The following is a 14168-nucleotide window of genomic DNA, read 5'->3' as shown; positions in this document are numbered from 1 at the left end:
TAATTTACTTTGCCCCGCACAGCCACTGCATACACATATGACCTACAATTACTTGTAGGTCTTCTGATATTTGCATATCATTGATCGGAAAATGAATTGGATATTTTGCCAACTCCTTGCACTTACCTCCCGAAAATCCTAAAATTGCATACGTGACCATTCCAATTTTATTTCCGACTTCAAGCGCCTTTACTACGTTAGGTGAATTACCGCTCCCAGAAAGAACGACCAAAATGTCACCTTGGTTTGCTTTTACTTCCAATTGTTGAGAAAAAATGGTATCGTATCCTTCGTCATTCGCAAGACAAGTAATAACCGCCGCATTTGCAGGCAAAGCCTCTACACGAAGCCCAATTCCATTCTTTTTATCAATACCATAATTAAAATCATTCGCTAGATGAATTGCATTTCCAGCACTTCCACCGTTACCGCAGAAGAAAACTTGTTTTTTAGTCTCCCAAGCGTCCTTCAATGAAAATGCAAGACGCTCTATTTCCGATGCTCTTTCCGGAACAAGTACCGATTGAAGACGGCCAATATACGCATTGTAGTGATCTAACATATGTTTCCTCTTTTGAATAAAGAAAAAGTTACTAAATCAGTGATTTGACTAATAGAGAGACTTCTTCACCGATTGCAGGAGAAGAAGTCAACCCAGGACTTTCAATACCAAGCAAATGAATCCAGGGGCGATTTTCTGGATATCTTTCTATTACAAAATCAGTGATCGGTTTACTATTAATAAATAATCTAGGCCTTAATCCTACATAACCTTGGATTAAATCTTCCTCAGTGTAATAATTAGTAATATTTTTTAAAGAATTAAAAAAGACATCTCTTGGCGTTTGAAATTTATAATCCGTTTTGGATTCAGCCCAATTGGAATTTGGACCTGCATACGACTCTCCGTTTAGATGAAACGTATAATGAACACCTAATGCAGTGCTTGTATGAGAGGGAAGCGGATAAACCAACTTTTTAAATGGAAGTTCTCTTCTTAAACGGTAATACTCACCTTTATTCGGACGAATTTCGTATTTTAACTCGTTCAACTGTTGCAAAAGCTCATCTGAATAAAGCCCGCCAGCGTTTACAATACAATCGGCTTCGATTTTTTCCATAAGGCCCGATTGCCTATCACACAAGAAAGGTTCTCCTTCCTGAAAAATAAAACGTTTTCCCTTGATAAAAGTAACTCCGGAATTTTCGCATTCTTTCCATAACGCTTTCAAATAAAGAGGAACGTCCACCACTCCCGTTTTTGGAAGGTGAAGCGCGTTTTCTCCCAAAAGAGAAGGATATTCTAAAGAAAGATTTTTTATATAACTTGTACCACGAATACCGTATCGAATAGATTTATTATAAAGTTCCTCTAATTTTTCTTTTTTTTGCAACTCAACGGAAAGATCTTCTCTAACTCCAGTTGTAATAATTTTACCGCAGATATTATAAGGAACATTCAATTGATTGAAAAACTCTAAAGATAACTCATACCCTCTAAGACAATGTTTTAATTTTCTTGAATCTTCGGCATAATAAATTCCGGAATGTAGAACTCCCGAATTTCTCCCACTTATGCCGTCTCCTCGATTTTCGGACGAATCACACAAATAAATATCTGAATTGGTATTTTTACAAAGTTGATACGCGATCCAACTCCCAACTATACCCGAACCTATTACTAAAATCAAATGTTGGCTACATCCCTTACATTGCCGTTTTAAAATCCTCAAACGCCAACCGAATCCCCTCTTTTAATTCCACTTGGTGTCTCCAACCCATCTTATGAAGTTTGGAAACGTCTAAAAGTTTACGAGGAGTACCATCTGGTTTCGTAAGATCGAAAGTCAGAAGTCCTTGATAACCTACTACTTCTTTCACCGTTTCAGCCAATTCTCGAATGCTTACCTCAATGCCGCTACCTACATTGATATGTTCCCCGCCCTTCGCATCACCGGTAACGTCATAATTCTCCATTAAAAAGACACAGGCTCGGGCCATATCATCCGAATATAAGAATTCCCTTAATGGTTTTCCCGTTCCCCATACGACCACTTCGGGGAGATTCTTAATTTTAGCTTCGTAGAATCTACGAATCAAAGCTGGGAGAACGTGAGAATTCTCAGGATGATAATTGTCGCCCGGACCGTAAAGATTGGTCGGCATAACGGAAATAAAATTCGTGCCGTATTGACGATTGTAACTCTGACACATTACGATTCCTGCAATCTTTGCGATCGCATAGGGTTCATTAGTCGGTTCAAGTTTACCATCCAACAATTGACCTTCGTCCATCGGCTGTTTGGCGAACTTCGGATAAATACAGGAGGACCCCAAGAAAACGAGCTTCTTCACCTTAAACCGATAACAAGCGTCTATGATATTATTCTGAATTTGAAGATTAGAAAAAATGAATTCCGCCGGATAAGTATTGTTCGCGTGAATTCCGCCTACTTTTGCGGCGGCAAGGAAAACATATTCAGGTTTCTGATTTTCAAAAAATTCATTCACTTTCGGTTGCTCAGTAAGCTCCAATTCCGCGTGAGATTTCCCAATAATATTCTTGTAACCTTCTTTTCTCAAAACTCGCTCGATAGCAGAACCGACAAGTCCTCTATGACCGGCAATGTAAATTTTTGCGTCTTTTTCCATCGCCTTATTCTTCCCCGACTTCCTTCTTTAACTCCTCGATTTCTTTCTGGATTTGTTCGTATTCCTGTATTTTCATCTTCAAATAACGAACCGTAATACGGGCTTTTTCTTCGATTCCCATCGGGGTTAAAAAATACGTGTAAGCAAATTTGTTATTACTATTTTTAAAGTTTTTTGCCTTAATCCAGCCCTTATCCATCAAAGCCTTCAGACAATAGTTTACCTTACCTAAACTAATTCCTAAAATCTCGGAAATTTCTCTTTGATTGACTTCGGGGTTTGCTTCCAAGATTCTCAGAAGTTTGTGTCTCAGTGCATCATCCATAAGGAACACCCAAAAAGAAGGAGATTCGGAAGAAGGAACTCTAACGGAAGCTTCGAGTATAGCTTCGCCGGGTCAGTCCCAGAATTGGAAAATCCTGATTCATAAAAAAAACGCAAAGGAATCCTGTCAAGGAATTTTGTTCAACTGTTGAACAGACCTCAAGTTTGTATCCTTCCAATTTCCAAACAAACCTCAGTTGAATCACTTTTAGAAAGAACAACTTACGTTCTCAATTTACAAACGGAGGCTAAGGCCATGAAACGAGAAAGCGGTAGGAAAATACGCAATGAAAAGAAAAGTAAATGATAGGATGTCTCATTGTAAGGTGATTCGTTTCTTAAAAAACACCAAATAGATTCTACCCGCGTAGGGGAAAACATCCTATTCCCTGGAAAATTTCTGTCTCAAAAAGCCTCGAAGGTTTCGGTCGAAAATAACGTTTGGAAATTGGGAAAAAATATCATGAATCGCATTTGCATTTTTCTTTTTATACTCCTTCAAGCTTGCACTCCGGCTAAGATAGTAGGCGTGCCAGCTCCGGGAACAAACGACTCTTGGATTCAACTTTTAGTTCGAGGAATCGCAAAAATTGAAGCAATCGATAACGTTTTTTCCGAATCCGCCGACCTCGAAGATGATTCGAAAACATTTGAATTAGAACGGACCCTGTCAATCGGAGCGCCTAACGCAAGAACGATCGGCAACAGCTTAGTCGTGGACGAAAAAGGTTCGATCTATATCGCAGGAGATACGGACGAAGGTGTTTACAATGCGGCGGGAGTCTTCGGAATCCAGGATATCATCCTTGGAAAATATGATTCTCAAATGAATCCGATCTGGACGAAACAAATTGGAAACGCAAACACAACTTTGTCTGTAAGGGATATTGCAGTCGATACGAACGATAACGTGTATGTAACTGGCAATACAAACAGAAATTATCCGGGAGCACTCACGGGAATAGAAGATATGTTTCTAATCAAATTCGATTCCGGTGGAAATCAAATCTGGTTTAAACAAAAGGGTATTGCAAATCATGGAATATTTCCCAGTAAAATGACATTAGATTCGTTCGGAAATATTTATATAGTTGGACATACAGACGGACCTTTTGGAGGTCCTCTGACCGGATCAAACGGATTTATCATTAAGTTTAAAAGCAACGGAGACGAGGACTGGGTCCGTCAAATTGGAGTCGCAAGAGCGGAAAGTTCTTCGCAAGGAATCGTTTTCGATAAACCTACAGGCGGTATTTATATAACCGGTATCGGAAACGCAAACTATGAGACAAATACACTCCCCAGTATCGGAATCCGGGACATTTTTATTCTTAAATACGACAGCAATGGCAACGGGCGATTTTTTGCTCAACTCGGTTCTACTGGCAAGTTCTTTAATGAAGCTTCCATAACCACAGATCCATTTGGAAATATATTGATAAGCGGATCAAGCAACGGGCGATTCGAAACAACGTTAGGCGGAGTGAATGAACTCGGAACCATAGCCAAATACGATTCACACGGCACCTTACAATGGATTCGTCAATTCGGCCCAACCAGTAGTTTAGCAAAACGTACCACAATCAGTTCGATCATTACCGACAAAAGCGGAAATATTTTTACAACTGGTTTTACCAATGGAAATATCTTAGACGGAGGGGATGATTCGTTAGGAGATACAGATACATTCCTTACAAAGCATAATTCATCCGGACAAAGTAAATGGATAGAACGGATTGGTAGCTTTGAAGCGAATGTAATCGGGAAAGAAATCAGACTCGATCCGAAAAGAAACCTCTACGTTATCGGAAACACAAACAGAGGAATAAATGGGGCCCCTAGATATGGAACGACTGATATATTCGTCGTAAAATATAAATAATCATATTACTACAAGAACAAGGAAATTCCTACAAACCCGCCTCCCTGCTTTTTTACGGAAGAGTTCAGACAATTTCATGAAACGAATTCCCTTCCGATCATGCCCAATCGGGAATCGACTTTTAAATTCGCGGACTTTGACTTTTGATACAAGAAATCACCGAATCTCACAATTTAATTCCCCTCCCCCGCCCTGGCACTCGATAAAAAAGATTGCTAATTTTTTAAAAAAATGCTGGAACTTTTTTAACATTTTAGCACTCTAATATTCAGATTGCCAAAAGAGGTACCAGAATCATGAATGAATTTAGAATCTTTGAAGATCTTCATAAACTACAGAATCAGTTTTCCAGCCTTTGGGACCCGTTTTTACTCCACGGCGGAAGCGCCTATCCAGCTTTGAATATCCACAAAGGAGTCGATGCGGTGACGATTACCGCACTCATACCAGGAGTCGAACCGGAGAATTTGGAAATTACCATAAGTGGAAATCAACTGCATTTAAATGGGGAAACACCGACAAACGCTCCAAAATCCACTCAAGGAGTAAATCGTGCAGAAAGATTCCATGGAAAATTCCATAGAACACTGGAGCTTCCCACGGAAGTAGATTCGGAAAAAACCGTTGCAGAATTTAAAAACGGAGTTTTGATCCTCACACTTCCCGTTCGGGAAAGCGTGAAACCGCGTAAAATCCAAATTCAAACCAAGTAATCTTTTTTAGGAGAATCACTATGACAAACGCAGTTCTAAATCAAGAAAGCCGTACCGTTCCCGAAAACTATGCTTCTCAGGAAACGAAAAAAGAAAGAATGAGAATTCTCACTCCGAGAGTGGACGTCTACTCCGACGAAGAAAACATCTATCTATTCGCAGACCTTCCGGGTGTGGAAGAAAAAGACGTTCAAGTACAGTTGGAAAAGGATCAACTGACCATCTCCGGTAAAACTTCCGAAAAAGATATTTCCGGAGAACTCAGATATTCGGAATTTCGTACGGGAGAGTACAAAAGAACCTTCACTCTCGCCGAATCCATAGAAGAAGATCACATCTCGGCGGTTTATAAAAATGGAGTCCTAAACCTGACTCTCCCTAAAAGAAAACCTCTCACGAAAAAGATAGAGGTACGTTCCGAGTAATTTAGCACCTTGCCGAAGAGGGCCTTTCATCGAGGCCCTCTAACGTTTCTGTTATACTACCCGAAGTCTAAAACCCACTTCAAACCTCGGAATTCTCCGGGGTCTTTTTTATCCGTTTGGTCCTTAATTTTATAATTTAATTCAAACGTACCAGAGCCGGATTTTTCTGTAAGTTCAACCGGCGAAATCTTACTTTTTCGAATTTTACAAAAAAACACAACCGGCTTAGAATTTCTCCTTTTGTCGTAACAAGTTACACTACCCGGAGTCTAGAGCCCGCATTTAAAAACCCCGAGTCTTTCGGGGCTCTTTTCTCAAATCCGAATTGCCTATCCATAGCTCCGTAAATTTTTATTCTTTTATGAAAACCTTCTTTCTTCTCGTTTGCTCCAATCTATTTATGACCTTCGCTTGGTATGGTCATTTGAAGTTTTTTCACGGATGGAATCTTCCTTTAACAATTTTACTCAGCTGGGGAATCGCACTTTTCGAATATGTCTTGATGGTTCCCGCCAATCGAATCGGCTACGGAGAGGAAGGTTACAGCGCCTTTCAACTTAAAATCCTACAAGAGATCATCACTATCTCCATTTTCATCTTATTTGCTTCCTTGATTTTAAAGGAAAAGATCAGATGGAATCATGTGGTGAGTTTCTTTTTAATTTTAGCGGCGGTTGGGTTTGCGTTCTACGATAAAACTCCCGCAGAAATATAATTCAGCGATTCACTAATTGGTTTTCTTTCAAAGTATGTCAAATTGAAAAAGGCTTGATCTCGGAATTCAGTCCGCCGATATCATCGGCAAGTTCTGCAAAATACAACCAATTGGGCAATTTTATCTTGTCGAAATTACAGAAACTACTAAACTAATCTTTAGCCTTTTCCCCACACACGTGGGGTTGAACCGCAGAATCATGATTGCATTTGGGTTTTTTATTCCTTTTCCCCACACACGTGGGGTTGAACCCCTACTCCCAACCCTTCAAAAGATGAAACAAACTTTTCCCCACACACGTGGGGTTGAACCTTGCAAAGGTTGTTGTCTATCCGGATCTTTCCCTTTTCCCCACACACGTGGGGTTGAACCAAGCTCTCTCATTTACCGCTAATCCTAAAACGCTTTTCCCCACACACGTGGGGTTGAACCAAAGGGTTTTCATAATTCTTGCTTCCGTTACCGCTTTTCCCCACACACGTGGGGTTGAACCAGACATTGTCCACAATCTTCTTTAGAACGGCAAACTTTTCCCCACACACGTGGGGTTGAACCATCACGTCTATTACTACAACGAATAGAACCGACCTTTTCCCCACACACGTGGGGTTGAACCAGACCGCTGCTTTAGACCACTCAGCCACTTCTCCTTTTCCCCACACACGTGGGGTTGAACCGAAAATTTTTGAATCAATGCTTTCAAATGGCCACTTTTCCCCACACACGTGGGGTTGAACCGACAAGCGCTTGGCCAAGTCCAGTCGCCGTGCACTTTTCCCCACACACGTGGGGTTGAACCTTCTTTTTTAGGAATTTACTGCGAAAATCCGCTTTTCCCCACACACGTGGGGTTGAACCGGTTGCCACAGGCTCGAAGTAAAAAAAGAGATCTTTTCCCCACACACGTGGGGTTGAACCGCCCGCAAAACTAATTTCAGCGCAGTTTTAGACTTTTCCCCACACACGTGGGGTTGAACCGGAGAATAACTGGATGAATGAAATAGAATCGACTTTTCCCCACACACGTGGGGTTGAACCGAAAGAAGATTTTACGAGTGATCAAACGAACCCAATGGGACTTTTCCCCACACACGTGGGGTTGAACCGCGCCTTGGGACATTTTTCTTTTCGGCTCTTTACTTTTCCCCACACACGTGGGGTTGAACCGAAAATCTTGAATAGAATCTGTTGAAAATGTTCCCTTTTCCCCACACACGTGGGGTTGAACCGTGACCGAATGTTTCCGTCCATAGGATCGGATGCTTTTCCCCACACACGTGGGGTTGAACCGCGAACACGATCCTGGATGACCTTGTTGAGATTCTTTTCCCCACACACGTGGGGTTGAACCGGAATTTCTTTTTCTGCCGGAGTTTTCTCAGGTCTTTTCCCCACACACGTGGGGTTGAACCGTTGAGGAGAGGCTAGTAACGGCTTGAGAGAATCTTTTCCCCACACACGTGGGGTTGAACCAGGATTAGAAGCTGTATTTCGGGAAACTTTTCCCACTTTTCCCCACACACGTGGGGTTGAACCGTTTTCTTGGATTTGTGACGCTTGCGTAATGATCTTTTCCCCACACACGTGGGGTTGAATGGAAAACAGAATGGATTTTGACTTAAAACCCTAACCACTAATTCCTAATAACTAACATCTTGAAACCCACACGTGGGGTTGAATGGAAAACAGGATAGATTTTGACTTAAAACCCTAACCACTAATTCCTAATAACTAACATCTTGAAACCCACACGTGGGGTTGAATGGAAAACAGGATAGATTTTGACTTAAAACCCTAACCACTGACATCTAATATGCTTTTGTTTATAAGAATTTCCGAATCCCTTCCGCAAGAGTTTTTCCGTCCATCCCTCCGGGAAAGGTAGCAAGAATTCTACTTTGATCATCTAGGACATACAGAAAAATGGTATGGTCCACGGTATAACCGTCTTTCCATTGAGGAACGCTTACCTTTTTCGAAACCACGCCGAATTCATTCTGGAGTAAATCAAGCTTCGTTTTTTCTCCAGTCAAAGCGATCAATCTTTCACCCGGAAACCGTTTTACATATTTTGCAAGTAATTCGGGAGAATCCCTCTCCGGATCCACGCTGATAAATACGGGCGTCAGATTCTTTCCATCCTCGCCCAGTTCCTTAACCGCAGCGGACATATCTAGAATTGCCCTTGGACACATGTCAGGACAATGCGAAAACCCGAAGTAAACGAGTTTCAACTTTCCCGGAATGGAGCTCAAAAGGATTTCCAAATTTTCCGTATTCTTCAAAGTAGAAGAAGACCATTTTTCTATAAAGATCGGTTCCATAGTTTTCGATTTGGATTTCCATTCTTTCCAACCGAAAAAACCGAGCCCGATTCCGAAAGTCAAAACGAAGATAAACAGAATTCTTTCTTTCAAAACATTTCCCTAAACACGTTATATGTCATATCGCTACGATCCAACCCATGGCTCCATTCCTCGCCATCTCCGTCTGATGGGGATGAAACATATATCTCCCCCTTTTGGGAAGTGTAAATTCAATGATGACTCGTTCCGTTTGCCCGAGAGTTACAACATCCGTATGATCGTCCGGAATCAACCTTGTTCCAGTTCGAAATACATCGAAAGTTTGAGCGTGTAAGTGAAAAGATGCAACGGGTTCGTATTCGCACATGTTCGCGATATAAAGACGAACCTTTTGTCCAACTGGGACCTTGATCGGATATCGATCATAAAAACCTGCCATCCCGTTCCAACAGAAGATATCATTCCTTCCTTTATCTTTAAGATCCCACCCGGAAAGAATCAACATAAACTCGTGAGCAAACGGACGCCCCCCGGGAGGATCCACGATCAAACCTCCATAAAGTCCTTTGGCCATGTGACTTGCAAGTGGAGGAACATGACAGTGATACGGATGAAATCCGATCGGCCCTGCGGTAAGTTTATAAGTTTTTCCCCGCCGGTTACGACCGGCTCCCAACCATCTTCATTAGGATCGTGGCTTCCGTGAAAATGAATCGAATGAGAATGTTCAGAATCGTTTCTTAAAGTAATCTCCATCTTCTGTCCGAGTTTGGCTCGAACAGTCGGCCCGGGAACAACTCCGTTAAAAGTCCAAGCCTCGACGACTGTGTTATGCGCAACCGTCAAAGGCATTTCTACGATACTTAAATGTTGTTTTAAAATCGGATCGGAAGAAACTTCCAAATTTCTTAACTCCATCCGATTTAAGAAATCCGGATCGACTTGAAAGGGAGGATGCAACATGCTCCCGTAAGAATTGCTTCCGGGATTTCCCGGAATCGAGGTTTCCCGATTGACCCCTACGATTCCAGGTCGAACTTTACAGAGCAAGCCTCCGTTTCCATCTTTTTCACCGATAGAACTGATCCCGGCTCCAGCCGCTAAACCGGCCCCTCCGATTCCGATCCATTTGAGAAATTGTTTGCGATTCAATTTCTTTTAGAATTTAGCGACCGATGTGACAAGAATGATCAGCGCCAAAAACCCCACTCCTCCGTAAACAAGAGTATTTTTCAACCAAGTAGGGACCTTAGATCCTCCCACAACGAGATACGCTCCAGCTCCTATAACCGGAACCAGAAGAATCACTCCGGTCCATATCGAACCGATCTTGGAATCCACGTCCTCTCTTTTTACGAGATCCACAAGTGCCAAAGGCGCCAAAAGAGTATAGAGGATAAAGGGAAAGTAGTACCCGTAAAAATTGAATAATAAAGCGAAAAAACCGGGCCCACCGACGACAGCTTGTTCCATATCTTTCTCCTATAAAAACTTTCTAATATTCTAAAATTCTTAACTTATTGTTTTGGTTCCAACGCCGTTCATCAAAGAGATTCCGGTGTAAACCAAAAGCAGAAAAAAGACGATAAATCCTCCCAAAACCAAGGTTCTTTTAAACCAGTTCGGATATTTGCTCCCCCCTCCAAGAAGATAAATCCCGGAACTCAAAATTGGAATCAGAGTGATCGCGGCGACCCAGGACAACTTTTTGTTCCGATCCAAATCGATCCGATCCTTAAGATCGAACAGAGACATGGAAGTCCAACAGATATAAATCGCAAACGGAAGTAAAAATCCCAGCCAATGATAAAAAACGAAAAAAAACTTCTCGGTTTTACCAGAGTGATCGCACCAGTCGATGGGGAAGGTTTTCTCGGGATCGATTTCAAAATTTTTTCCGTTTCTTCCGGAAGAGTAATTTTATTCGAATCCAAATTGAAATCTTCAAAAGCGGTTAACGCAGGTCTCACCGGAGCCGCACTTCCATTAGGCATATTCATTTGAGGACCTGGAATCGGTTGTTCCTTATAATTTCCGGAAGGAAAGTTTCCGTCGGAAGCCTGCACCATCAATCCAAGAGCACCGAGCATCATGGAAAGATCTCCGCCCATTGGAAGTCTAAGAAAAGAATCGCAACCGTTCCACTTCTCCAAAAAGGCGGGAAGTTCGGTTCTGTACTCGTTTCCGGAAAAACAGTTTCCTGTGCTCATCGGTCCGACAAGAGCGATATCTGCTCTTCCCGAATTGTAGACGATATTATCCCGAACTACGTTGTTATGCGAAATCCAAAAGTTTTCGTCCAAATTAGGAAGGATTACAATCCCGTTGTTCTCATGATTGATTACTACGTTCTTTCGGACGATATTCGAAATTCCCCCAGCGATCAAAATGCCGTTTCCAAAAGAAGGATATTCTAAAGCCGCAATCGGAGCCTTAGGATTATTGTTATTATAGATTAAGTTTCCTATGATGGTGGTCTCTCTTTCGGGAGGAAGAAGTTCCCTATCGAGAGTGTTCGGCGCAACTCCCACGATGTTATTCTTCCAAACGGAACTGATGAGATAAAGTTCACCGCCAGAGTTCGTCCCGGAATAACCAAGACCGTTGTGTTCGGAAACGACGTCGTAAAGAATCGCCTTACAGGGATAACACTGACCGATATAAATTCCGGAATCGGGAGAACCGGATGCGTAGGAATGTTCGATCACACCGTTCCTAGAGTCGAACGCATAAATTCCGTAGTCCCCGTTATTATGCGCAGTTAAGTAAGAGCCTCTGAAACCCTTTACTCCGGTCCAATAAAAACCGTTCAACGTAGCGTTTCTCGCGGTCATATTCTCGATCACAACTCCGTCTGCCGCAACGACCATAATTCCATTCCCTCTTTGAAACTGACCGTCAATGACGACCTTATTCCGATCCACACCGCGAATCGTAATGGAAGGCGTAGTAACGGTCACTTCTTCCAAATAAACACCCTCGCTAATCAAAATGAGATCACCCGGATTTGCAGCGTCTACGGCATTCTGAATCGTAGGATAAGAAGAAGGAACCTTGCGTGTGATTCCAGAAAATTGAGCGACGTTCTTCCAGGATTTGCCAGATTTAGCGGCGGGGTTGTAAGGAACATTTCCCACTACAACATCTCCGACCATTCCGTTCTTTCCGTCGGAAGTCGCGTGAAAGGAACAAAAATAAGGAAATACTCCTTCCTGAAGAAAGGTAACTTTTGTCTTGGAACCACGAGGCATTACGATACTTCCGAAGGATTTTTCCGTGGACCAATTTTTATCCACAGCGATCGCGTTATGCGGGTTGTTTCCCGAATTAACAAACTCAATGACTCCTCCGACTGGAATTTTTTGCATCGGCGGAGAAAAGGAGTTATCAATCATCAATACGTGAGCGAAACCTTCGACCTCATCTTTTTTTTCCCCAGAACAAGCGGAAATAAAGATCCCTATTGAAATTCCAAACAGAAGCAAGGTAAACAAACAGGAAACTTTTTTGATTTCGAAACCTGACTCTTTCATTTTTGATGAACTCCCCGGGTTCTTCGGAATTTTATTGTATACTGGATCGGAGGATTGTTCTGAATAGGATTACATATTTGCGACCGATCCGGAAAGATGTACGGTAAAAATAAATCTTCTCGATCTATAACCCTTTCTTCTCGAAATAATGAGCATATGCTCGCATATTCTAAAAAAACTCAAGATAAAAATAAGATGAGAATGACTTTTCCAAAGCCGAATTGGAACATTTATTATCTTACAATCGAAAAGATACGAATCTTCAAGAATCATATGAAACAACTAGGAGCTTTGTTTCCCCTTTGAAAGAATTCTTCAAACTCCCTTCTCCCAATTCCACACATCCGAACGCCTGGAAGAGAAACATCATTCATGTTCTTTTGATTTTCGCTTCCTGTTTTGGTTTTTTAATCTATATCCCGAGCGTGTATTTAGCCTGGCAACAAAAGCTCGGAGAAGTGGTTATTTTAGATACTCTTGCACTTCTTCTCGTATGGTTTCTTTTATTATTGCCTAATCGATTCTACAGACCTAAGTCTTATTTTTTCTTGTCCTTGGTTTTTACCATAGGCTGTTTACTTTACACAAAGATAGGATTAGGAAGTGGAGGAATTCTTTGGTTATTTTTAGTTCCGGCTTTTTGTGGAATTCTTTTAAGCCAGACTTTTGCGTTTTGGGGTTGGGGTGCCGTGTCGATCTGCGTTTTTTCGGGCATTTTTTTCGCTCATTATCAAATCTGGACCGAACCGTCCGTAACTCCCTTTCAGATTTTTGTAATTGGCTCCAACTTCACTTTCTTATGCGGAGTTTTTACGTTTTTGGTGATAACGATTTTTAAAAAACTCGGATATGGAATTAAAAAACAAAAAGAACTCATTCTTCTCCAAAAGAAGACGAATAAAAAGCTTCAGAATGAGATCGCAATTCGCACGGCTACCGAAGCAGAACTTACGAAGTCTTTGAACGAGAAGGAAACTCTATTTCGAGAAATTCAGCATAGGGTGAAAAATAATATCCAGTTGATTCTTGGAATGATGAACTTAGAACAACAAAAGACAAAGTCGGAATCGGCTAAAAAAGCGATCGAATCCGCGATGAATCGGATTCAGGCGATGGGAATAGTTCAGGATTATTTATTTCTGAAAAATTCTTACAAATTCATCTACGCAAAGGACTATATCAATTCTTTAGTGAATCACCTTTTTCTATCTTACGGTCCGAACGACAGAAGTATTCAATTCGATTGTAATGTAGAAGAGATCTTACTTCCCATCGAAAAGGCGATTCCCTGTGGACTTATCATAAACGAAGTATTTTCCAATTCCTTCAAACATGCATTTCCAGAAAATCGAGAAGGCAAAATTACGATCTTGTTTCGAAAATCCGATTCGGGATATTTAATCTTAGAGGTCGGAGATAACGGCATCGGCAACAAATCCGAGATAAAAGAATCTCTAAACGGGGATTCTCTCGGAATGAGTCTCATCGAAGCGCTTTGTTTTCAACTACGGGGAGAATTGAAAATAGAAAGAGAAAACGGTTTTCTGATTCGAATTAGATTCTTTCTCTAAATTAACGTGAATTCGGTATAAGAAAATCAGAAAGAACTTTCTAAAAG

General features: G+C 41.5%; 11 protein-coding genes, 2 pseudogenes and 1 CRISPR repeat array. Of the genes and pseudogenes, 5 read left to right on the top strand and 8 right to left on the bottom strand.

The features are described 5' to 3' along the window. Positions 1-4: 4 nt before the first annotated feature. From LEP1GSC062_RS16450 to LEP1GSC062_RS16435, 4 genes are read right to left on the bottom strand one after another with little or no spacing between them, the layout of a single operon-like run. The gene (locus tag LEP1GSC062_RS16450; protein ID WP_010578411.1) at positions 5-562 is read right to left on the bottom strand and encodes an SIS domain-containing protein; all 558 of its coding nucleotides are present in this window, start codon (positions 560-562) and stop codon (positions 5-7) included. A gap of 31 nt (positions 563-593) precedes the next feature. Further along, positions 594-1691 (bottom strand): NAD(P)/FAD-dependent oxidoreductase, encoded by a 1098-nt coding sequence (locus LEP1GSC062_RS16445; protein ID WP_020984893.1) that lies wholly within the window; start codon positions 1689-1691, stop codon positions 594-596. Between the two features lie 16 nt (positions 1692-1707). After that, positions 1708-2652, bottom strand: coding sequence for a GDP-L-fucose synthase family protein (locus tag LEP1GSC062_RS16440; RefSeq protein WP_010578412.1), 945 nt, complete (start codon positions 2650-2652; stop codon positions 1708-1710). 4 nt (positions 2653-2656) lie between these two features. Then, complete coding sequence (locus LEP1GSC062_RS16435) at positions 2657-2977, bottom strand: MarR family EPS-associated transcriptional regulator (protein ID WP_020985020.1); 321 nt, start codon at positions 2975-2977, stop codon at positions 2657-2659. 462 nt (positions 2978-3439) lie between these two features. On the opposite strand from LEP1GSC062_RS16435, the gene LEP1GSC062_RS16430 reads away from it, so the two are divergent. The 4 genes from LEP1GSC062_RS16430 (at position 3440) to LEP1GSC062_RS16415 (ending at position 6711) form a co-directional block, all read left to right on the top strand. Next, positions 3440-4858: an SBBP repeat beta-propeller lipoprotein, LipL53 family gene (locus LEP1GSC062_RS16430; RefSeq protein ID WP_010578414.1), complete on the top strand. Its 1419-nt coding sequence runs from the start codon at positions 3440-3442 to the stop codon at positions 4856-4858. A gap of 296 nt (positions 4859-5154) precedes the next feature. Continuing rightward, the gene (locus tag LEP1GSC062_RS16425; protein ID WP_010578415.1) at positions 5155-5571 is read left to right on the top strand and encodes an Hsp20/alpha crystallin family protein; all 417 of its coding nucleotides are present in this window, start codon (positions 5155-5157) and stop codon (positions 5569-5571) included. A 20-nt stretch (positions 5572-5591) separates the two neighbouring features. Then, positions 5592-5996: an Hsp20/alpha crystallin family protein gene (locus tag LEP1GSC062_RS16420; RefSeq protein ID WP_010578416.1), complete on the top strand. Its 405-nt coding sequence runs from the start codon at positions 5592-5594 to the stop codon at positions 5994-5996. A gap of 361 nt (positions 5997-6357) precedes the next feature. Then, the gene (locus LEP1GSC062_RS16415) at positions 6358-6711 is read left to right on the top strand and encodes a DMT family protein (protein ID WP_020985008.1); all 354 of its coding nucleotides are present in this window, start codon (positions 6358-6360) and stop codon (positions 6709-6711) included. Positions 6712-6874: 163 nt separating this feature from the next. Further along, positions 6875-8309: direct repeats of the CRISPR family, unit length 29 nt; unit sequence CTTTTCCCCACACACGTGGGGTTGAACCG. A gap of 225 nt (positions 8310-8534) precedes the next feature. Here the strand turns inward: LEP1GSC062_RS16415 and LEP1GSC062_RS16410 are convergent. From LEP1GSC062_RS16410 to LEP1GSC062_RS16395, 4 genes and pseudogenes are all read right to left on the bottom strand, one after another. After that, positions 8535-9128, bottom strand: coding sequence for an SCO family protein (locus LEP1GSC062_RS16410; protein ID WP_010578420.1), 594 nt, complete (start codon positions 9126-9128; stop codon positions 8535-8537). A 25-nt stretch (positions 9129-9153) separates the two neighbouring features. Beyond that, positions 9154-10169: pseudogene (locus tag LEP1GSC062_RS16405) on the bottom strand (multicopper oxidase domain-containing protein). Positions 10170-10175: 6 nt separating this feature from the next. Further along, positions 10176-10490, bottom strand: a complete 315-nt coding sequence (locus tag LEP1GSC062_RS16400) for a PLDc N-terminal domain-containing protein (RefSeq protein ID WP_010578421.1) — start codon at positions 10488-10490, stop codon at positions 10176-10178. 39 nt (positions 10491-10529) lie between these two features. After that, positions 10530-12550: pseudogene (locus LEP1GSC062_RS16395) on the bottom strand (right-handed parallel beta-helix repeat-containing protein). A 302-nt stretch (positions 12551-12852) separates the two neighbouring features. Here LEP1GSC062_RS16395 and LEP1GSC062_RS16385 point away from each other — a divergent pair. Further along, positions 12853-14121 carry a sensor histidine kinase gene (locus LEP1GSC062_RS16385; RefSeq protein ID WP_010578422.1) on the top strand — a complete coding sequence of 423 codons (1269 nt, stop codon included), beginning with the start codon at positions 12853-12855 and terminating at the stop codon, positions 14119-14121. Positions 14122-14168: the final 47 nt, after the last annotated feature.

Origin of the sequence: Leptospira alexanderi serovar Manhao 3 str. L 60 (assembly GCF_000243815.2) — a bacterium.
Classification (GTDB): Bacteria; Spirochaetota; Leptospiria; order Leptospirales; family Leptospiraceae; genus Leptospira; species Leptospira alexanderi.
Note: the sequence above shows the minus strand (reverse complement) of the source record. Positions and strands in the feature narration are given on the sequence as shown.